The sequence below is a fragment of the Bradyrhizobium sp. HKCCYLS3070 genome, from assembly GCF_051167575.1.
In the GTDB taxonomy this organism is placed as follows: Bacteria; Pseudomonadota; Alphaproteobacteria; order Rhizobiales; family Xanthobacteraceae; genus Bradyrhizobium.
In genome coordinates this window covers 531,245-550,637 of record NZ_JBNPTI010000001.1, presented here as the reverse complement: position 1 = coordinate 550,637, position 19,393 = coordinate 531,245, and the positions used below count along the sequence as shown (strand labels likewise).

Here is a 19,393-nt window from a genome sequence, read left to right as displayed (position 1 = left end):
GTCGGGTCAGACGCGCGCGCCGGAAACGGCGCCCCACGTGGTGCGCCAACGGACCTTGACCATGGCAAGTCCGACGAAACCGAGCAATGCCAGCAAACCAAAGAACAGGAAGCCGGCCCCGAATCCGCCGGTCATTCCCTTGGCCGTGCCGAGCGCCTGGGCGAGGAAGAATCCGCCGATGCCGCCTGCGCAGCCGACGAGACCGGTCATCAGGCCGATCTCGTGGCGGAAGCGCAGCGGAATGAGCTGGAACACCGCGCCGTTGCCCATCCCGAGCGCGAGCACGCCGATCGAGAACAACAGCACCGAAATCCACGCAATGCGTGGCATGTTCATGAGCTCCCAGCCCGCCTGGGTCGGCGCAGCCGGCCCTTCCGGCATGAAGGCGATCACGACATAGGCGGCGACCACAATGCCAAACAGGATCGAGAGCGACCGGATGCCACCGATCCGGTCCGCAATGAGACCGCCCACCGGACGGAAGCCGGAGCCGAAAGCGACGATCAGCGCCACCAGCAATCCGGCCGCCACTCCGGAGACATGATACTGCACCGAGAAGTACAGCGGCAGGGCGTTGGCGAGGCCGACGAAGCCGCCGAAGGTGATGAAGTAGAAGAACATGAACCAGCGGCTGTCGGGATCGCGCAGCAGGCCGCCATAGGCCTTGAGCGAGACCGGCTTGCGTTCACCGGGCGCATCCTTCGCGGCGACGATGTAGTAGATCAGGACCACGACCATTGGGATGAGCAGCACCCCGAAAACGGCCTGCCAGCCCCAATGTTCGGCGATGGTCGGCGCGAGCAGCGTGTCGAGCACGACGCCCATGTTTCCGGCCCCTGCGATCCCCATCACGATGCCCTGATACTGCGGCGGATACCAGCGGCTGGCCTGAGGCAGCGCGACGGCGAACGAGGCGCCGCCGATGCCGAGCACGACGCCGAACAGCTCGACGGCCAGCTTGCTGGGGAGTCCGAAATAGGCAACGCAGGCGGTCGCCGTCATGACCACCAGCTGCGCGATCACGCCCGTGCGCTTGGCGCCGATGGTGTCGGCCAGAATGCCCATGGGAACACGCAGCAGCGCGCCTGCCAGCACGGGGATCGCGACCAGCGTGAACTTTTCGTTGACCGCAAGATTCATGTCGCGGGCGACATAGACGATCAGCGGTCCGAGTGCGACCCAGGCCATGAAGCTGATGTCGAAATAGAGGAAAGCAGCCAGCAGTGTCGGCCAATGACCGGCCTTCTTGAAGTCGTCGAGCTTCATGGTCTCAAACCTCGTGACGCAGGCGCGCGCGAGCAGGCTCGGCAGGAGCTGCGTAAAGGGGACAAATTGTCGGGTGAGTTGAGCGGCGGTCTCGTCGTTGAGATACGCCCGGTCCTGCCCGCCTTTCAGCAAGTTTCGCACCAACTTTGGTGATTCACGTTTTTCTCAACCCGTACCGGCGCTTGGGACTTCGAAGCCGCAGTTCTACGGATCGCTGATGCTCAACATGAACGCAGGGCCCGCCTGCACCGCGCGCACAGTGATGGCTTTTTGAGCGCCCGCCGAAGCCGACGCGATCGGTACTCGAACGGCAGGGCCTCCATCGAGGATGCACATAATCTGATCTGCCGCGGCTACTATTTGAGCGCAGGTGTCGCCAGCGGCGCGCGCAAGCGGCGGCTCAACCCTTGAATTACCGCGATTTCCGGCGACGACCCGAATGGCACGAGATTTGAATTAGTTGGCTCGCGACCGTCATTGGCGACGATCAGCTTTGCCCGCAGTTGGGCCTCCCCCAAAATTCAAACATGACCACAGCGACCGATGGGCCGATGCCCGTTCGCGTCGCCGCTGGATATCGCTGGCATTCGAAAGGCAGACCATGCTCGACAAGACGATCAAGCAGAAACTGGTGGTGATCGGCAACGGCATGGCCGGCATTCGCACGGTGGAGGCACTGCTGGAACGGGCGCCTGATCTCTACGACATCAGCGTCTTCGGCGCCGAGCCCTACGGCAACTACAACCGCATCCTGCTGTCGCCGGTGCTCGCGGGCGAGAAGACCGTCGACGACATCATGCTGAACACGGAGCAGTGGTACGAGGACAACCAGATCACCCTGCGCAAGGGCGAGACGGTCACGATGATCGACCGCCGGAGCTGCGAGGTGGTCACCGAAACTGGCGAACGCTATCCTTATGATCGGTTGCTGATCGCGACCGGCTCGAGCCCGATCGTTCTTCCGGTCCCCGGCGCCGCCCTGCCCGGCGTCATCGGCTTCCGCGACATCAAGGACGTCGAGCACATGGTCGAAGCCTCGACGCGACATCGCCACGCGGTCGTGATCGGCGGCGGCCTGCTCGGCCTCGAAGCCGCCAATGGTCTGATGAAGCGCGGCATGAAGGTCACGGTCGTGCATCTTCTCGACACGTTGATGGAGCGCCAGCTCGACCCGGTCGCCGGCGGCATGCTGCGCAAATCGCTGGAGGAGCGCGGGCTGGAGTTCAAGATGCCGGCGCAGACGCAGGCCATCCTCGGCGAAACGCACGTCACCGGCGTCCGCTTCACCGACGGCACCGAGGTCGCGGCCGATCTCGTGGTGATGGCCGTGGGCATCCGTCCCAATATCGAACTGGCAAAGAAGGCCGGGCTGTACTGCGAGCGAGGCATCGTGGTCTCCGATACGATGCAGACCTATGACGGTCGCATCTACGCCGTCGGCGAATGCGTGCAGCACCGCCGTCAGACCTATGGTCTGGTGGCGCCGCTGTTCGACCAGGCGAAGGTCTGCGCCAATCATCTGGCGATGAAGGGATTCGCCACCTATGACGGGTCAGTGGTCTCGACCAAGCTGAAAGTCACGGGCATCGACCTGTTCTCTGCCGGCGACTTCGCGCCGGGACCCGACAAGGAGGAGATCGTCCTGCAGGATGCCAATCGCGGCGTCTACAAGCGGATCATCCTGCGCGACAAGAAGATCGTGGGCACCGTGCTGTACGGCGACACCATCGACGGGCCATGGTATTTCCAGCACATGCGCGACGGCACCGATGTCTCCCACATGCGCGAACGTCTGGTGTTCGGCTCGGCGCATCTCGGCGACGGTGGCCACGGCGGACAGAACTCGGTTGCCGCCATGAGCGACGAGGCCGAAATCTGCGGCTGCAACGGAGTCTGCAAGGGCGCGATCGTCAAGGCGATCAGCGAAAAGAAGCTGTTCACGCTCGACGACGTGCGCGCCCATACCAAGGCGTCGTCCTCATGCGGCTCGTGCACCGGCCTGGTCGAGCAGGTGCTGGCGTTCACGCTCGGCGGCGACTACTCGGCGGCGCCCAAGGTGAAGCCGGTCTGCGCCTGCACCGACCACAGCCATGACGACGTCCGGCGCGTCATCATCGAACAGCAACTGAAGTCGATCCCCGCTGTCATGCGATTCATGGACTGGAAGACGCCGAACGGCTGCCATTCCTGCCGACCCGCCTTGAACTACTATCTGCTCGCGACCTGGCCCGGCGAGTATCGCGACGACCAGCAATCCCGCTTCATCAACGAGCGCGTTCACGCCAACATCCAGAAGGACGGCACCTACTCCGTGGTGCCGCGGATGTGGGGCGGCGTGACCACGCCCGGCGAATTGCGCGCGATCGCCGACGTCGCCGACAAGTTCAACATCCCGACCGTCAAGGTGACCGGCGGACAGCGTATCGATCTGCTCGGCGTCAAGAAGGAAGATTTGCCGGCGGTATGGGCCGATCTCAACGATGCGGGTATGGTCTCCGGCCACGCCTACGCCAAGGGTCTGCGCACCGTGAAGACCTGCGTCGGGTCGGAATGGTGCCGCTTCGGCACCCAGGACTCCACCGGCCTCGGCATCAAGATCGAGAAGTTCATGTGGGGATCATGGACGCCCGCGAAGGTGAAGCTCGCCGTCTCCGGTTGCCCGCGCAACTGCGCGGAATCGACCTGCAAAGATGTCGGAGTGATCTGCGTCGATTCAGGCTACGAGATCCATTTTGCGGGCGCCGCCGGCCTGCACATCAAGGGCACGGAATTCCTGACCAAGACGGCGACCGAGGACGAGGCGCTCGAGATCATCGTCGCGCTGACCCAGCTCTATCGTGAACAGGGCTGGTACCTGGAACGGATGTACAAATGGTGCGACCGCGTCGGCTTCGACAACATCCACAAGCAGGTGGTCGAGGACGTCAAGAACCGCAAGGCGCTGTTTGAACGCTTCGCCTATTCGCAGCAATTCTCGCAGAGCGATCCATGGGCGGCGCGCGCCCGTCGCGGCGTCGATCGCAACGAGTTTACGCCGATGGCCGAATTGGAGCTCGCATGACCACCTGGTTTCAAGTCGGCCCGCTCGACGACATTCCCCCGCTCGGCTCGCGCGTCGTGCGCACGCCGCGCGGCAACATCGCGGTCTTCCGCACCGATGGTGACGAAGTCTTTGCGCTGGACGATCGCTGTCCGCACAAGCAAGGCCCCTTGTCGCAGGGCATCGTCCACAACCGCCGTGTGACCTGCCCGCTGCACAATTTCGTCATCGAGCTCGCGACCGGACAGGCCGTGGCACCCGACCAGGGCTGCACGCCATCCTATCCCGCGAAAGTCGAGGATGGCGTGGTATGGCTGTCCCTGCAGCAGACGGCCGCGGCCTGAACGGTATCGCATGAGCGTCAGGACGACATGCCCCTATTGCGGCGTCGGTTGCGGCGTCGTCGCCGATCGGGACGGCTCAGGGACCATCAGCGTCCGAGGCGATCCGCAGCATCCCGCCAATCTCGGCCGGCTGTGTGGCAAGGGATCGGCGCTGGCGGAAACGATCGATCTCGGGGGACGTCTGCTCGAGCCGGTCGTGAACGGACGGGCAGCCGGCTGGGATGAGGCGCTCGACCTCGTCGCGAGCCGTTTCACCGAAATCATCCGCGACCATGGACCGGATGCCGTCGCATTCTATGTTTCGGGGCAGTTGCTGACCGAGGACTATTACGTCGTCAACAAGCTCGCCAAGGGCTTCGTCGGGACGGCGAACATCGACACCAATTCGCGCCTGTGCATGGCGTCGAGCGTCGCGGGCCACAAGCGCGCGTTCGGCAGCGACACCGTTCCGGGCTGCTACGAGGACCTTGAGCAGGCCGGCCTGCTGGTCCTGGTCGGCTCCAACGCCGCGTGGTGCCATCCGGTGCTGCACCAGCGCATGCTGGCGGCCAAGGAGCACAATCCCGGCTGCCATATCGTCGTTGTCGATCCGCGGAGGACCGCGACCTGCGAAGGCGCCGACCTGCATTTGCCGCTGCGTTCCGGAAGTGACGCGGTGTTGTTCAACGGCCTGCTCGCCTATCTCGCACGCGGCGGCTATGCGGACGACGGCTTTGTCAGTGAGGTCACCAGCGGCGTTGAATCGGCGCTGCAGGTCGCCGGCCGGCAGACAGTCGCCGAGACCGCGGCGGCCTGCGGGCTGAGCGAGGGCGCGGTCGAGCTGTTCTTTTCATGGTTCGCGAAGACGGAACGCGTTGTCACGCTCTATTCCCAGGGCGTCAATCAGTCGAGCAGCGGGGTCGACAAGGTCAATGCGATCATCAACTGCCATCTCCTGACTGGCCGTATCGGCCGTCCCGGCATGGGACCGTTCTCGCTGACCGGCCAGCCCAACGCGATGGGGGGCCGCGAGGTGGGCGGCCTCGCCAACCAGCTCGCCGCGCATCTCGATATCGAGAATGCCGAGCACCGCGAGCTGGTGAAGCGATTCTGGCGGTCACCGGTGGTCGCGCCAAAAGCGGGGCTGAAGGCGGTCGAAATGTTCGATGCGATTGCCGATGGCCGCATCAAGGCAGTCTGGATCATGTCGACCAACCCCGTGGTCAGCCTTCCCGACGCCGATCGGGTTCGTGCCGCGCTGGATCACTGCGCGTTCGTGGTCGCGTCCGATTGCATGCGCGACACCGACACCAACCGGCATGCCGATGTCCTGCTGCCCGCGCTCGCCTGGGGCGAGAAGGACGGCACGGTGACCAATTCGGAGCGCCGGATCTCGCGGCAGCGGGCGTTCCTGCCCGCACCAGGCTCGGCGCGTGCCGATTGGCGCATCATCTGCGACGTCGCGCAGCGGATGGGGTTTGCCGGTTTCGACTATGGCAGCGCCGCCGAGATCTTTCGCGAGCACGCGGCACTGTCCGGCTTCGAGAACAATGGCACGCGCGATTTCGACATCTCGGCCCTGAGCACGCTCGACGGCCGCGCCTATGAGGCGCTGGCGCCGATCCAGTGGCCCGTGACGCGGGACTTTCCGACCGGCACGGCGCGGATGTTCGAGAACCGGCAATTCTTCACCGGGGATCGCAGAGCCCGTTTCGTGGCAGTCACGCCGCGACCGGCGCGGAACGCCACCAGCCGGGACTATCCGCTGGTCCTGAACACCGGGCGCATTCGCGACCAGTGGCACACCATGACGCGGACGGGAAAATCCGCGCGGCTGCTCGCGCACATCTTCGAGCCTTGCGCCGAATTCCACCCGGAGGATGCGCGCCTGGCCGGTCTGGAGAACGAGGCGCTGGTGCGGCTTACGAGCCCCTGGGGCAAGATGGTGGCGCGCGTCGCGATCTCGACCGAGCAGCGGCGGGGCTGCGTGTTCGTTCCGATGCATTGGAACGAGGAGTTCGCCGGCGCTGGCCGTGTCAACGCGCTGGTCAATCCCGCGACTGATCCGCTGTCGGGTCAGCCCGAGTCCAAGCATACGCCGGTGAAGGCGGAGCCCTATGCGCCGAACTGGCACGTCTTCATCCTGAGCCGGCAGGAGATCCGCCGTCCGCCATGCGAGTACTGGGTGCAGGGCAAGGTCGGAGCGTGTTTCCGGCTCGAGCTTGCCTTCGACCAGCGGCCTGCGAGTTGGCGCGAGTGGGCCGCCGAACAGCTTGGGATCGCCGGAACGGAGATCGATTGGATTGCGTATCGCGACCCGGCCGCCGGCCGGTTCCGCTACGCAGGCGTATCGGATGGCCGGCTGCAGGGCTGCGTCTTCGTCGCGCCCGACCAGCGGCTGGGATCGCGGTCGTGGCTGATCGGCCTGTTTGCCGAGCAGCGGCTGTCACCGAACGCCCGCAACGCCCTGCTCGCGGGCCAGCCATTGGCGGCCGCCGACGACATCGGTGCGGTCATCTGCTCCTGTTTCGGCATTGGTCGTAACCAGATCTCGTCGGCGATCCAGAACGGCGCAGGGAGCGTCGAGGCCGTCGGCCAACGTCTGAAGGCCGGGACCAATTGCGGCGCCTGCAAGCCCGAGATCGGCAAGCTGCTGGCGGCTGCGAGGCCCAGCATGCGATCCGAGGCCCGGACATCCGAAGGCGCCCGGGGCTGAGCCTCGTTGTGTTTTGCGCCGGCCCGGCTGCAATTTTGCAGCGGGCGTGCCGCTCACTTGGGGTGCGGAAATGCGAAGGGCGGGATCGATTGCCGATCCCGCCCCACTGCTGACGATGTCCGAAGGTGTTACGCGAGCAAGGTGCCCGGCTCGACCTTGACGCCCGGGCCCATCGTCGAAGACACGGCGACGCGCTGGACGTAGGTGCCCTTGGCGCCGGCCGGCTTGGCCTTCACCACCGCATCCGCCAGCGCCTTGATGTTCTCGACCAGCTTGTCCTCGGCGAACGAGGCCTTGCCGACGCCGGCCTGGATGATGCCGGCCTTCTCGACGCGGAACTCGACCGAGCCGCCCTTGGCGCCCTTGACGGCGCCAGTGACGTCCATGGTTACGGTGCCGATCTTCGGATTCGGCATCATGCCGCGCGGACCGAGCACCTTACCGAGACGGCCGACCAGCGGCATCATGTCGGGGGTGGCGATACAGCGGTCGAAGTCGATATTGCCGTTCTGCACCTTCTCGACCAGGTCCTCCGCGCCGACCACGTCGGCGCCGGCGGCCTTGGCTTCCTCGGCCTTCGCGCCGCGGGCGAACACGCCGACGCGGAGCGTACGGCCGGTGCCGTTCGGCAGCGTGACGACGCCACGGACCATCTGGTCGGCGTGGCGCGGATCGACGCCGAGGTTGATCGAGACCTCGATGGTCTCGTCGAACTTCGACACGGCCCGCTCCTTGATCATCTTGATCGCGTCAGCAAGCGGGTAGAGCTTGGTGCGATCGATGCCCTCGCGGGCCTTCTTCAAACGCTTTCCGAGTGCCATGGCGCCTTACCCCGCAACTTCCAGACCCATCGAGCGGGCGGAGCCCTCGACCATCTTCATGGCCGACTCGATCGAGTCGCAATTCAGGTCCTTCATCTTCTTCTCGGCGATCTCGCGCACCTGCGCCTTGGTCACCTTGCCGGCCTTGTCGCGACCCGGGGCCTTGGAGCCCGACTGGATCTTGGCGGCCTGCTTGAGGAAGTAGGACATCGGCGGGGTCTTCATCTCGAAGGTGAAGGACCGGTCCGCATAGATGGTGATGACCACCGGGATCGGGGTGTTCTTCTCTTCCTTCTGGGTCTGGGCGTTGAACGCCTTGCAGAACTCCATGATGTTGAGACCGCGCTGACCGAGCGCCGGACCGATCGGCGGCGACGGATTGGCCGCGCCGGCCGGAACCTGAAGCTTCAGGTAACCGGTTACTTTCTTTGCCATTATGACTCTCCAATGCGTTCGCGATTCTGCCTGATGCGAACGCAACGCCTTGGGGCGACAAAACCCGTCAGGCGAGGTTTGGGACCGTGGTCCGGCGCGCTTGGCCCGGCTGGCAAAGCCGGTCACGCCTCCCACGAACGAAATCGCCCCCCGTTCGGGGAGCGAAGCGCGCCCGATACACGAGATCGGACGAAAAGGAAAGCCCGGGACGCCGAGAGAGCCGGCAGCCCGGCCCTTAACCGACGATCTTCTCGACCTGGTTGAATTCCAGTTCGACCGGCGTCGCACGGCCGAAGATCGACACCGCGACCTTGACGCGCGAGCGGGCCTCGTCGATTTCCTCGACCACGCCGGAGAACGAGGCGAACGGGCCGTCGGCGACGCGGACGTTCTCGCCGATCTCGAACGACACCGAGGATTTCGGCCGCTCCACGCCTTCCTGCATCTGGTTCAGGATGCGCATCGCCTCGCCTTCGGAGATCGGCATCGGCTTGTTCTCGGCGCCGAGGAAGCCGGTCACCTTGGGCGTGTTCTTGATCAGGTGGAACGCCTCGTCGGTCAGCTTCATCTTCACCAGCACGTAGCCAGGGAAGAACTTGCGCTCGGCGTCGATCTTGCGGCCGCGGCGCACCTCGGTGACCTTCTCGATCGGCACCAGCACCTGCTCGAACAGGTCCTCGAGATTGCGCTGCTTGGCCTGCTCGCGGATCGACTCCGCGACCTTCTTCTCGAAGTTCGAATAGGCGTGGACGATGTACCAGCGCTTGTCGGAGCTTTGCGTTGCGGTTGCCATCAGTGGATGCCCAGCACGAGGGTGATGAGATAACGGATGATCTGATCGGCGGCGAAGAAGAACACCGAGGCCAGCGCCACCATCACGAACACCATGATCGTGGTGATGGTGACCTCGCGACGGCTCGGCCACGAGACCTTGGCGGTCTCCGAGCGCACTTCCTGCAGGAATTTGAACGGGCTGGTAGCCATCGTCAGGGGTCCGCGTCCGTCATCGGACGATTGAAGAGTTGACTGGGAAAACCGAACAGCCGTCCGTGGCCCACCCTCTTGTCGGAGAGATGAGCCGAATCCACGGGCTCGCTTGTTCGGGGAGTGAAAAGCCGCGCCGGATATCCGCTTTTGTCGCGGGCCGGCTGCAGGTTGCCAAGATATCTACTGTCCGGCCGGCCAAAGGTCAAGATATGGGCATGCCGGGCGTCGGCGGTCATTCCCGTGGCAGGCCCCCGCCAGGCTCGCAACAACGCGGTTTTTCGTGTCGCGGCAGGCCATTTCCGCACCACGGCAGGTTGAGCAGTTGCCGCGACGAAATGCCCGCGGTGGAGCGGTTCCTGCTCTTGCCGGGCCTGCGGCGCCCGCTCATTCTCGTCCGCACGAGAACAATCCGGAGGAAACCCATGACCTTTGCCCCGCGCAAGGGACGGACGCGCCTTGCCGCCGTCAGCCTTGCTGCTCTCGGTCTTGCCGCTCTCGCCCTCACCGCCGTCCCTGCCTGTGCCCAGGCCCAAGCCCCGCTCAAGATCGGCGTGCTCGGCGACTTCTCGTCGGTCTATTCGGACATTGGCGGCCAGGGCAATCTCGAGGCGACCAAGCTCGCGGTCGAGGCGTTCGGCGGCAGCATGTTCGGCAAGCCGATCGAGGTCATCAGCGCCGACCCGCAGAACAAGGCCGACATCGCCGCCGCGATCGTGCGCAAATGGTACGAGAACGAGGCCGTCGACATGGTGATCGACATGCCGACCTCGGCCACCGCGCTGGCCGGCATGGAGATGTCGAAGCAGTTCGAGAAGCTGATGATCGTGACGGATGCCGCGAGCTCCGACATCACCGGCAAGTCCTGCTCGCCCTACACCGTGCACTGGACCTACGACACTTATGGAAACGCGCACACGGTCGGCAGCGCGATCGTCAAGAACGGCGGCAATACCTGGTTCTTCATCACCGCCGATTATCTGTTCGGCCATTCGATCGAACGCGACACCGGCGACGTCGTGCGCGCCGCCGGCGGCACGGTGGTCGGCAGCGCCCGGCATCCTCTCAACAACCAGGACTTCTCGTCCTTCCTGCTGCAGGCGCAGGCCAGTAAGGCCAAGATCATCGGCATGGCCAACGGCGGTGGCGACACCATCAACACCATCAAGCAGGCCGCCGAGTTCGGCATCGTCGCCGGCGGCCAGAACCTCGCCGGCATCGTGATGTTCATCTCCGACATCCACAGCCTCGGCCTGAAGCTGGCGCAGGGCCTGATCATCACCGAGGCCTATTACTGGGACCTCAACGACCGCACCCGCGCGTTCGGCAAGACGTTCTTCGAGCGCATGAAGCGGATGCCGACCATGAACCAGGCCGCGACCTACAGCGCCACCCTGCACTATCTCAATGCCGTCAAGGCCGCCGGCACCCGCGACACCAAGCCGGTGCTCGCGAAGATGCGCGAGACCCCGGTGCGTGACGCCTTCACCGACAACGGCATCCTGCGCGAGGATGGCCGCATGGTGCACTCGATGTTCCTGTTCGAGGTGAAGAAGCCCGAAGAGTCGAAGGGCCCGTGGGACTATTACAAGGTGCTGGCGGAGGTGCCCGGCGACCAGGTGTTCCGGCCGATGAAGGACGGCAACTGTCCTTATGTGAAACAATAAGGGGTTTCTGAAATGCATTCGGGGCTCGCGCGTTGCGGGCCCCGGCCTCACCTGTCTCGTCGATTTTTGGCTTAAGTGCTTGATCTCGCTGGCAGGAGTGGAGAGGCTCGAACTCCCAACCCCCGGTTTTGGAGACCGGTGCTCTACCAATTGAGCTACACTCCTAGCGAGCCGGGACAGTGTCGCCGGTTCGCGCGCTTTGAAGCATAGACCTCACCCCGAATGCAAGGGTGCAATGGGGCAAATCGACTGGTCAGACCACAACTTCCGCGCCAGACTTGATGCAAACCGACAACAGGACTTCAGGGAGAGCCCATGACCCCGCCGACTGCCGCATCCAGCGCGCACCTTTCCGCGCTCCGCTCGCTGACGCCGCCGCTGCCGGATGACCGCCCCGAGGCGCTGGGCCTGTCCCAGGCTCGGCTGCAGCGAGCTTCGGATGCGTTCAAGCGCGAGGCCGACAAGGGAACCATCCCCGGAGCCACCCTGCTGGTCGGCCGCCGCGGCCGGATCGGCTGGTTCGACGCCATCGGCCGGCAAGCGCCCGACGCCGACACGCCGATGCGGCCGGATTCGATCTTCCGCATCTTCTCGATGACCAAGCCGATCGTCTCGCTCGGGATCATGATGCTGGTCGAGGACGGCGAGCTGTTGCTGTCCGACCCGGTCGCCAAGTTCATCCCGGAATTCGGCGAGCAGAAAGTGGGCGTCGAGACCGGCGGCAAGCTGGAGCTTGTCCCGGTCGCCCAGCCGATGACGGTCCAGGACCTGCTGCGCCACACCTCGGGCTTGGCGTATGAGCACACCGGCACCGGGCCGGTGCACCAACTCTACCAGCAATCGCGAGTGCGCAGCCGCAAGATCACCAACGCCGAGCACGCGACGATCGTCGCCGGCCTGCCACTGATCTGCCAGCCGGGCGCCGAGTTCAACTACAGCCGCTCGACCGACATCCTCGGGCGCATCATCGAGGTTGTCTCGGGCCGGACGCTCGGCCCCTTCCTTTCCGAGCGCATCCTCGAGCCGCTCGGCATGAAGGAGACCGGCTTCTCCACCGCCGAGGCGAATGCTGGCCGGCTGGCCGAGCCGTTCGCCAAGGACCCGTGGACCGGCGAGGCGGTCAACCTGTTCAAGATGACCGAGCAGCCGCTGATGGAATCCGGCGGCGGCGGGTTGGTGGCGACCACGATGGACTACGCCCGGTTCTGCGCGATGCTGCTCGGCAAGGGCAGCCTCGACGGCACCCGGCTGGTCGGCCGCAAGACGCTGGAGCTGATGGCGTCGGACCACCTCGGTCCCCATGTGAAGACGCAGGGCACGCTGCTGTCGCCCGGTCACGGCTTCGGCCTCGGCTTCGCCGTGCGTCGCGAGGCTGGCATCGCCCCCTTCCCCGGCTCGCCCGGCACCTTCTTCTGGAGCGGCATCGCCGGCACGTTCTTCTGGATCGATCCGAAGGAGGAGCTGTTCTGCGTGTTCATGGCGCAGGCCCCCGGACAACGCGACTATCTGCGCACGCTGGTGCGCGACGTGGTGTACGCGGCGGTGGAATGAGGGCGGCGCGCAGCAAATGCTGTCGTCCCGGCGGACGACAGTTGAGAGTGTGGCGGCATCATCGCGCACCACACCCGTATGTCCCCCTCAACTGATCGTCGCGCCGCCGTCGATCACCATGGTCTGGCCGGTCATGAAGTTGCCCGCGGCGGAGCCCAGGAAGACCGCAGCACCCGCGATCTCGTCGGGGATGCCGATGCGGAGCAGCGGCGAGCGCGCGGTCGAGGCCTTGAGGTTCTCCGGATTGTCCCACAGCGCTTTGGCGAAATCGGTCTTGATCAGGCCGGGCGCGATGCAGTTCACGCGCACATTGTGCGGGCCGTATTCGCAGGCGAGGTTGCGCGCGAGCTGCATGTCGGCAGCCTTGGAGATCGCGTAGGCACCGAGGATGGTCGAGCCCTTCAGGCCGCCGATCGACGACACGATGATGATCGAGCCGTCCTTGCGCGCGATCATCTGCGGCACGACCATGCTGATCAGCCAGTTGTTGGCGACGATGTTGTTGTCGAGGATCTTGCGGAACTGATCGTCGGAGATGCCGGCGAGCGGCCCGTAGTAAGGATTCGACGCCGCGTTGCAGACCAGCACGTCGATCTTGCCGTAGATGCGGTTGGCCTCGTCGACGAGGTTCTGCAGGTTCTCCTTGCTGGAGATGTTGGCGGCGACTGCCGCCGCCGTGCCTGCACCGAAGCGGTCATTGATCTCGCGCGCCACCTGGTCGCAGACATCGGCCTTGCGCGAGGAGATCACCACCTTGGCGCCGTGCTCGGCCATGCGCTCGGCAATGGCGAGCCCGATGCCACGCGTGGATCCGGTGATGACGGCGACCTTGCCGGTCATGTCGAACAGGGTCATGGGGAGTTCCTCCTACTTATTTGGCTGTTGTCGGTTTCGAAATTGGCACGGCGACGTCCACGAGACTTTTCCGCGGTGCCAGTGACTGCGCCCTCTCCCACAAGGGAAGAGGGTGCACTGCCCGTGTGGCGGGCGAGATTTTTGAACGACGCGCATAGCAACTCACTATCTCGTTTCACGCCAGCTTGCTCGTCGTCACCTCCGGCCCGGCCGGCTGGTGCATCGCGCGGTGCGCGGCGTCCGCGATCCAGGGCTGCTGATTGACCATCGGCAGCCGCCATGTACTCGTCTCGCCGGCCACGATGTGGTCGAGCCGGGTCACCGAGCAATTGTCGATGTCGAAGGCGAGCCCCTTCTCGACCAGGCCGCCGAGCGCCAGGCCAACAGCCGCCTTGATGGTGCCGCCATGGCCGACGGCGATGACGTCGCGGCCGGCTTCCGAAACCGTGATGCGCGCAATCGCCGCCGTCACGCGGGTGTACAGATCCATGTAGCTCTCGCCGCCCGGCGCCGGCTCATCGATGTCGGCGAACCAGTGGCTGCCCGCGGGACGGCTGGCCAGGAACGCGGCGCGGTTCATGCCCTGCCATTGCCCGAGATGCTGCTCGGCAAAAGCGGCCTCCCTGATCATTGCCGCGGGACGCGGGAATCCGGCGGCCCAGATCGCCTCCGCCGTCTGATGCGTGCGCATCAGATTGCTCGCATACCACACCGCGCTGCGCGGCAGGATTTTCGCGACCGCCTCGAACACCTCGCGATCGGAGGTATCGCAGGCGATGTCCGACTGGCCGTAGATGTTGCCGCCGTCGCTGCGCACCGGCGCGTGACGCACCCACCACCAGCGCGTGGTGACGACAGAAGGTTTCGTTCCATCAGCCGACATCGCTCAGACCCTTCCCTCCGCTCGTCTCCCGCTGTACGTGAAGGCCCAGATCGTCTCAAGCCGCTTGGCGATCTCAGCACGTTTGAAACGGCGTTTGAATTCCGTTGCGCGGCACGCAACTGATCACAATTGAAGCAGGAGGAAACATGGGCCGCCTCGAAGGCAAATCCGTCATCATCACCGGCGCCGGCAGCGGCATCGGCCGCGCCGCATCCTTGATGTTCACGAAAGAAGGCGCGCGACTGATCGCGGTCGATCGCAGCGAGGCCGTCAAGGAGACGGTCGAGATGGTCAAGCAGCAGGGCGGCATTGCCGAAGCCGTGCTCGCCGACGCCGGCTCCGAGGCCGATGTCTCGGGCTTCATCGACCGCGCCGTGGCGACCTACGGCAAGCTCGACGTGATCTGGGCCAATGCCGGCATCTCCGGCGGCTTGATCCCGATCGCCGAGCAGACCGTCGAGCACTGGCAGGAGATCCTGCGCATCAACCTGATCGGCCCGTTCCTCGCGGTGAAATACGCGATGCCGCACATGGTGCGGCAGCAGCGCGGCGCCATCGTCTGCACGGCCTCCGTCGCGGGCCTGAAATCCGGCGCCTCGGGCCATCCCTACGCGGCGAGCAAGGCCGGCGTCATCAGCCTGGTGCAGACCACGGCGTACTCCCTCTCCGGCACTGGCGTGCGCATCAACGCGGTGTGTCCCGGCCTGATCGAGACCGGCATGACCAAGCCGATCTTCGACGGCGCCAAGGAGCGCGGCACCGAGGGCAAGATCGGCCAGCTCAATCCGCTGAAGCGCGCCGGCCAGCCGCATGAGATCGCCGCCATGGCCCTGTTCCTCGCCAGCGACGAGGCCTCCTACGTCAACGGCCAGGCTTTCCCGGTCGACGGCGGCCTCACGGCGTCGATGCCGTACGCGGGAAAACCGATCTAGCGCTGTCGCCCCTCGCACTGGTGTCGACATCGCCTCTCCTCTGTCATCCGTCATGGCCGGGCCTGTCCCGGCCATCCACGTCGGTCGGCACGCGAGGAGCGACGGGATGCCCGGGCCTTCGCCGCGCCGAAGCGGCTTCGGCCGCGCAGGCGGGACAAGCCCGGGCATGACGAGCTTGGGACTGCCGGCATCGCGCCCCACAAATCGCTCGCTGTCGAACTCATCGACATGCGTGAGCGATCTCGCGACGCCCCCGCGCCCGAGTGATCCTGAATTTCACCGCCCTTCCATCGAAGGGCGCAGGGAAGGCCAGGCGTCGGCCGACGCCTGCGGCCCGCCTGCGTAAAAAAATGCAGGCGGCAGGTACCACAGGTGCAGCCGGAAAACGCCCGGCCTTCCCTGCGCGATGGTCTTCACGCTTATACGCAGTCTGCCTGGTGCGCCGGGCTTTCTGGCCACCATTGTCCGCGCGGCGCGCAAGCGCCGTCGCGACGTAGCACCAGCATCGGGGTGCCAGCACGCTGCGACTTCACGTCCGCGCCATGCCGTTCGTCCGCGCATCCCTCCGGACACGCTGCGACATGATCGCGGCCACCGCTCCCGCCCCGCGTGTCGTGACGATCGCGCGCAACGCCCCTTCGGTGGGACGGGATGGGCGCATCAGATCATAAATTCCGAAAAAGCGAAAGCAAAATCTTTTAGCCTTCCGGACTGGACGAGACCATCACATTGACCGCGCTCGCGAACTTTCTTCATCGGCGACGATGATTGCAGTCATAACCGCAGCCTGCGCGGGGCCGACAACGCCACGCTCGCACATGCCGATTTGCCCGACGGGCAAGCGTTGGCCGAACGGACCTGGATCACGATGCGCTTCCAAGGAAACGCATCATGATCTCATCTCTTTTTGTTTGAGCATGATCCTTTCGGAAAACCGGTTTCCACTTTTCCGGATCATGCTCTAGCCGCTCACAAGGCGGTCGAGGTCCTCGATGAGCGGCGCGAGCTTTTCGGCCGCCCCAAACTGCCGATACCAGCACCACAGCTCCAGCGAGAACAGCAGACGATAGATCGCGAGCGTCGGCTCGATCTTCGTTCGGCTCATCGGACCATAGCCGCCCAGAAACGCCTCGCGCTGCTCCGGCGAGAGATAGTAGATCGCCTTGGCGACATCCTTGAGCGGGTCGCCGGCCAGCGCGCCCTCGAAATCGACCACACCGGTGAGCTCGACCCGGCCCCCGGTGACGCGCGCAAGCACGTTCCCGGGATGAAGATCATTGTGACACAGCACCGGCGCGCCGCAGGCGGCGAACAGATCACTCGCGTCGGCCACCTGGCGCGCGATGCGCGCGGCGAGATCAGCCGGCCCGCCGCGGCTGCGGAATTCGCCCAGTTTGCGTTCGAACTGGGAGGTGAGATAGCTACGATTGTCGGCATGGCCCGACATGATGCCGTCGGCGCCGATGTAGCCAAACGCATCCATCGCAATGTCGTGAAAGGCACGCGACAATCGACCGACCTGCTCGAAAGCCTCACGCCGCTCCGGCGCGGACAGCGCTTGTTCGAGAGGACCGAGCGGATCGCCGTCGAGCCGGCTCATGACCACGTAGTCCAGGCCGATCAGCTCGCGCGAGGCGTCCGCCGCGCGCAGCCGCGGCGCCGGCACCGGCAGGCGGTCCCGGACCAGATCGAGCAGGCGCGCCTCCTTGCGCATCTTCCAGCTCATGCTGTCAGGATAGATCTTCAGCACCAGTGACGGCTGGCCGCCTTGCAGAGCCAGCGCATACACGGCACTGATCTCCCCACCATACAACAGCGACACCGAAGCGACCCGCGCGTCGATCTCCGCGCGCGCAAGCATCGCATCGGCGGTTGCGGGATCGACCTCGAGATCCGGGCGAATCGAAACCGGCGACATGGCAGCAAAGCTCCGCTCGCGGGACATTCCTGCGAGATGGCCTGCGACGACCGTTTCCTAACTGCGCGCGCCCGTCGTGGTCAAGCTCCCGGCAGTCAGGTCAATGCGCCGCGCGGACCAACCCGTGTCGATGGAGCGTGGCGGCAAGACCATCGCGTCGCCATGAGCCACGCTCGGGTTCAAGCATGCCCCCCTAATGACCGGCGATTTTTTACGCCCACGTCCTCGAACCCCCTTCTCCGAGCCGCCGTCGAACCTCGCAAGCGGACCATTCCGGCCTCGCCGAAACGAAGGATGGTTAACATGTCGAGACTATCGAAACTCGCGCTGCTCACCCTGATGGCCGCCACGGCGGCTGGCCCGCTGGTGACGAACGCAAGCGCCCGTGAATTCCAGTGGCCGGGCTGTGAGCTCGTCTCCTGGACAGCCTGCGGCACCGAGGTCCAGGTGCAGCAAGCCATGCGCCGTCAGAGCCGCGACACCTCGCCGATCTACATGAAGCAGACCGATCCGCGCTACAGCGGCGCGATGACCACGGCCGGTGGCGGCGGTGGAGGTGGAGGTGGAGGTGGTGGTGGAGGCGGCGGCGGGCGGTGATTGGCCTAGCCGGCGCGCGGAATTCGTAGCCCGGATGGGCGGAAACGACATCCGGGTTCATCGCCGCAGCGCGTGTGACCCCGGATGTCGCTTTGCTCATCCGGGGCTACAGGAGACTACACCGCCCCCGCCTTCTGCGCATAGGACCAGGCCTGCTTGGTCATGGGCACCATGCGCTTGACCGACTCGATGGCCTTGTCGTTGGCGGCGGTGCCGTCGCGGATGCGGCCGATGATGCCCTGCAGGATGCCGGCGAGCCGGAACAGATTGTAGGCGAAGTACCAGTTGAGATCGGGCAGCTCGGTGCCGGTGACCCCACGATAGATCTCCGCCGCCTCTTCCATGGTCGGGATGTTCAGCGCTTTCAGGTCGACGCCGTCGAGGCCCGGCATGATCCACTGCATCAGCAAATAGGTGAAGTCCGCCATGGGATCGCCGAGCGTCGACAGCTCCCAGTCGAGTACCGCGATGACGCGCGGCTCGGTCGCGTGGAAGATCATGTTGTCGAGCCGGTAGTCGCCATGCACGATCGAGACGCGCTGCTGCGCCGGCAAGGTGCGCGGCAGCCACTCGATCAGCTTCTCCATTTCCGGCAGATGCTCGGTCTCGGAGGCGCGATATTGCTTGGTCCAGCGGTCGACCTGGCGGGCAAAGTAGTTGCCGGGCTTGCCGAAGTCGGCGAGGCCGATCGCCGCCGGATCATAGCTGTGCAGCCTGGCCAAGGTCTCGATCTTGCTGGTGAAGATCGCGCGCCGCTCGGGCGCTGCGACATGCGGCAGGGTCGGATCCCAGAACACCCGACCCTCCTCCATCGACATGATGTAGAAGGCAGCGCCGATGACGCTGTCGTCGTTGCACAGCGCATAGGCCTTGGCGACCGGAAAGCCCTGCTTGCCGAGCGCGGCGATGACGCGGAATTCGCGATCGACCGCGTGCGCCGACGGCAGCAGCTTGCCGAACGGCTTTCGTCGGAGCACGTAGGAACGCGCCGGCGTGTTCAGACGATAGGTCGGGTTCGACTGGCCGCCCTTGAACTGCAGCACGGTCAGCGGGCCCTGATAGCCTTCGACATGCTCGGCCATCCAGGCCGCGAGCTTGGCCTCGTCGAAACGATGCCGCTCCTCGACCGGCTTGGTGCCGGAGAATTCTTCGTCCTTCTTGACGCCGTCGGCCACGACGAGGCTCCCTTCTCACGTGTTCGTCATTCCGGGGCAGCCCGCAGGGCTGAACCCGGAATCTCTATCTTGGCGGACCCATCTTTGGATTCCGGGTTCGACGCTGCGCGTCGCCCCGGAATGACGCAAGTGGTGCGTCACCGCTCGGCATTAGAATTCGTAGGGTGGGCAAAGCGAAGCGTGCCCACCCTGTTGCTTTGAACTCGAAAGTGGGTGGGCACGCATCCGCC

Annotated in this window: 16 protein-coding genes and 1 tRNA gene; 7 read left to right on the top strand and 10 right to left on the bottom strand. The window is 65.1% G+C overall.

Annotation, left to right across the window (positions count from 1 at the left end):
* Positions 1 to 6: 6 nt before the first annotated feature.
* Positions 7 to 1,266, bottom strand: coding sequence for an MFS transporter (locus tag ACQR03_RS02450; protein WP_315749608.1), 1,260 nt, complete (start codon positions 1,264 to 1,266; stop codon positions 7 to 9).
* A gap of 601 nt (positions 1,267 to 1,867) precedes the next feature.
* On the opposite strand from ACQR03_RS02450, the gene nirB reads away from it, so the two are divergent.
* The 3 genes from nirB to ACQR03_RS02435 are packed head-to-tail and all read left to right on the top strand — an operon-like array spanning position 1,868 to position 7,345.
* Positions 1,868 to 4,327 (top strand): nitrite reductase large subunit NirB, encoded by a 2,460-nt coding sequence (gene nirB / locus ACQR03_RS02445; protein ID WP_315714576.1) that lies wholly within the window; start codon positions 1,868 to 1,870, stop codon positions 4,325 to 4,327.
* A complete protein-coding gene (gene nirD / locus ACQR03_RS02440; protein WP_315749607.1) occupies positions 4,324 to 4,650 on the top strand; it encodes a nitrite reductase small subunit NirD in 327 nt (108 codons plus the stop codon). The genes nirB and nirD overlap by 4 nt, the downstream gene beginning before the upstream one ends.
* Before the next feature lie 10 nt (positions 4,651 to 4,660).
* Entirely contained in the window at positions 4,661 to 7,345 is a 2,685-nt protein-coding gene (locus ACQR03_RS02435) for a nitrate reductase (protein ID WP_315749605.1), read from the top strand.
* A gap of 128 nt (positions 7,346 to 7,473) precedes the next feature.
* Here the strand turns inward: ACQR03_RS02435 and rplA are convergent, their stop codons facing one another.
* The 4 genes from rplA to secE form a co-directional block, all read right to left on the bottom strand.
* Positions 7,474 to 8,166, bottom strand: coding sequence for a 50S ribosomal protein L1 (rplA, locus tag ACQR03_RS02430; protein ID WP_315714579.1), 693 nt, complete (start codon positions 8,164 to 8,166; stop codon positions 7,474 to 7,476).
* Positions 8,167 to 8,172: 6 nt separating this feature from the next.
* Positions 8,173 to 8,601, bottom strand: coding sequence for a 50S ribosomal protein L11 (gene rplK, locus ACQR03_RS02425; protein ID WP_012045056.1), 429 nt, complete (start codon positions 8,599 to 8,601; stop codon positions 8,173 to 8,175).
* 235 nt (positions 8,602 to 8,836) lie between these two features.
* Positions 8,837 to 9,394, bottom strand: coding sequence for a transcription termination/antitermination protein NusG (gene nusG / locus ACQR03_RS02420; protein ID WP_284423110.1), 558 nt, complete (start codon positions 9,392 to 9,394; stop codon positions 8,837 to 8,839).
* Complete coding sequence (secE, locus tag ACQR03_RS02415; RefSeq protein ID WP_006611822.1) at positions 9,394 to 9,585, bottom strand: preprotein translocase subunit SecE; 192 nt, start codon at positions 9,583 to 9,585, stop codon at positions 9,394 to 9,396. Before secE ends, nusG begins: the two co-directional genes overlap by 1 nt.
* A 425-nt stretch (positions 9,586 to 10,010) precedes the next feature.
* On the opposite strand from secE, the gene ACQR03_RS02410 reads away from it, so the two are divergent.
* The gene (locus ACQR03_RS02410; protein WP_434840919.1) at positions 10,011 to 11,252 is read left to right on the top strand and encodes an ABC transporter substrate-binding protein; all 1,242 of its coding nucleotides are present in this window, start codon (positions 10,011 to 10,013) and stop codon (positions 11,250 to 11,252) included.
* 89 nt (positions 11,253 to 11,341) lie between these two features.
* Here ACQR03_RS02410 and ACQR03_RS02405 read toward each other — a convergent pair.
* Positions 11,342 to 11,417: transfer RNA gene (locus ACQR03_RS02405), tRNA-Trp, on the bottom strand.
* A gap of 150 nt (positions 11,418 to 11,567) precedes the next feature.
* Here ACQR03_RS02405 and ACQR03_RS02400 point away from each other — a divergent pair.
* Positions 11,568 to 12,803, top strand: coding sequence for a serine hydrolase domain-containing protein (locus tag ACQR03_RS02400; protein ID WP_434840918.1), 1,236 nt, complete (start codon positions 11,568 to 11,570; stop codon positions 12,801 to 12,803).
* Positions 12,804 to 12,890: 87 nt separating this feature from the next.
* Here the strand turns inward: ACQR03_RS02400 and ACQR03_RS02395 are convergent, their stop codons facing one another.
* Together ACQR03_RS02395 and ACQR03_RS02390 are read right to left on the bottom strand one after the other, a co-directional pair.
* Entirely contained in the window at positions 12,891 to 13,658 is a 768-nt protein-coding gene (locus ACQR03_RS02395; protein ID WP_315714582.1) for an SDR family NAD(P)-dependent oxidoreductase, read from the bottom strand.
* A gap of 175 nt (positions 13,659 to 13,833) precedes the next feature.
* Positions 13,834 to 14,541, bottom strand: a complete 708-nt coding sequence (locus ACQR03_RS02390) for a histidine phosphatase family protein (protein ID WP_434840917.1) — start codon at positions 14,539 to 14,541, stop codon at positions 13,834 to 13,836.
* A 146-nt stretch (positions 14,542 to 14,687) separates the two neighbouring features.
* Here ACQR03_RS02390 and ACQR03_RS02385 point away from each other — a divergent pair, with 146 nt between their 5' ends.
* On the top strand, positions 14,688 to 15,473 hold the full coding sequence (locus tag ACQR03_RS02385; protein WP_315827325.1) for an SDR family NAD(P)-dependent oxidoreductase: 786 nt from the start codon (positions 14,688 to 14,690) through the stop codon (positions 15,471 to 15,473).
* A 961-nt stretch (positions 15,474 to 16,434) separates the two neighbouring features.
* Here ACQR03_RS02385 and ACQR03_RS02380 read toward each other — a convergent pair.
* Entirely contained in the window at positions 16,435 to 17,391 is a 957-nt protein-coding gene (locus tag ACQR03_RS02380; protein WP_434840916.1) for a phosphotransferase family protein, read from the bottom strand.
* Between the two features lie 303 nt (positions 17,392 to 17,694).
* Between ACQR03_RS02380 and ACQR03_RS02375 the strand changes: the two genes are divergently transcribed.
* A complete protein-coding gene (locus ACQR03_RS02375) occupies positions 17,695 to 17,988 on the top strand; it encodes a hypothetical protein (protein ID WP_434840915.1) in 294 nt (97 codons plus the stop codon).
* Between the two features lie 116 nt (positions 17,989 to 18,104).
* Here the strand turns inward: ACQR03_RS02375 and ACQR03_RS02370 are convergent, their stop codons facing one another.
* Positions 18,105 to 19,163, bottom strand: coding sequence for a phosphotransferase family protein (locus tag ACQR03_RS02370; protein ID WP_315714587.1), 1,059 nt, complete (start codon positions 19,161 to 19,163; stop codon positions 18,105 to 18,107).
* Positions 19,164 to 19,393: the final 230 nt, after the last annotated feature.

Bases quoted from the DNA above. Each gene is read 5' to 3' on its own strand.
- ACQR03_RS02375 (WP_434840915.1), top strand. From the start codon at position 17,695: ATGTCGAGACTATCGAAACTCGCGCTGCTCACCCTGATGGCCGCCACG.
- ACQR03_RS02395 (WP_315714582.1), bottom strand. From the start codon at position 13,658: ATGACCCTGTTCGACATGACCGGCAAGGTCGCCGTCATCACCGGATCC.
- nirB (WP_315714576.1), top strand. From the start codon at position 1,868: ATGCTCGACAAGACGATCAAGCAGAAACTGGTGGTGATCGGCAACGGC.
- rplA (WP_315714579.1), bottom strand. From the start codon at position 8,166: ATGGCACTCGGAAAGCGTTTGAAGAAGGCCCGCGAGGGCATCGATCGC.
- rplK (WP_012045056.1), bottom strand. From the start codon at position 8,601: ATGGCAAAGAAAGTAACCGGTTACCTGAAGCTTCAGGTTCCGGCCGGC.
- nusG (WP_284423110.1), bottom strand. From the start codon at position 9,394: ATGGCAACCGCAACGCAAAGCTCCGACAAGCGCTGGTACATCGTCCAC.
- ACQR03_RS02410 (WP_434840919.1), top strand. From the start codon at position 10,011: ATGACCTTTGCCCCGCGCAAGGGACGGACGCGCCTTGCCGCCGTCAGC.
- ACQR03_RS02385 (WP_315827325.1), top strand. From the start codon at position 14,688: ATGGGCCGCCTCGAAGGCAAATCCGTCATCATCACCGGCGCCGGCAGC.
- ACQR03_RS02435 (WP_315749605.1), top strand. From the start codon at position 4,661: ATGAGCGTCAGGACGACATGCCCCTATTGCGGCGTCGGTTGCGGCGTC.
- secE (WP_006611822.1), bottom strand. From the start codon at position 9,585: ATGGCTACCAGCCCGTTCAAATTCCTGCAGGAAGTGCGCTCGGAGACC.
- ACQR03_RS02390 (WP_434840917.1), bottom strand. From the start codon at position 14,541: ATGTCGGCTGATGGAACGAAACCTTCTGTCGTCACCACGCGCTGGTGG.
- ACQR03_RS02400 (WP_434840918.1), top strand. From the start codon at position 11,568: ATGACCCCGCCGACTGCCGCATCCAGCGCGCACCTTTCCGCGCTCCGC.
- ACQR03_RS02380 (WP_434840916.1), bottom strand. From the start codon at position 17,391: ATGTCGCCGGTTTCGATTCGCCCGGATCTCGAGGTCGATCCCGCAACC.
- nirD (WP_315749607.1), top strand. From the start codon at position 4,324: ATGACCACCTGGTTTCAAGTCGGCCCGCTCGACGACATTCCCCCGCTC.
- ACQR03_RS02450 (WP_315749608.1), bottom strand. From the start codon at position 1,266: ATGAAGCTCGACGACTTCAAGAAGGCCGGTCATTGGCCGACACTGCTG.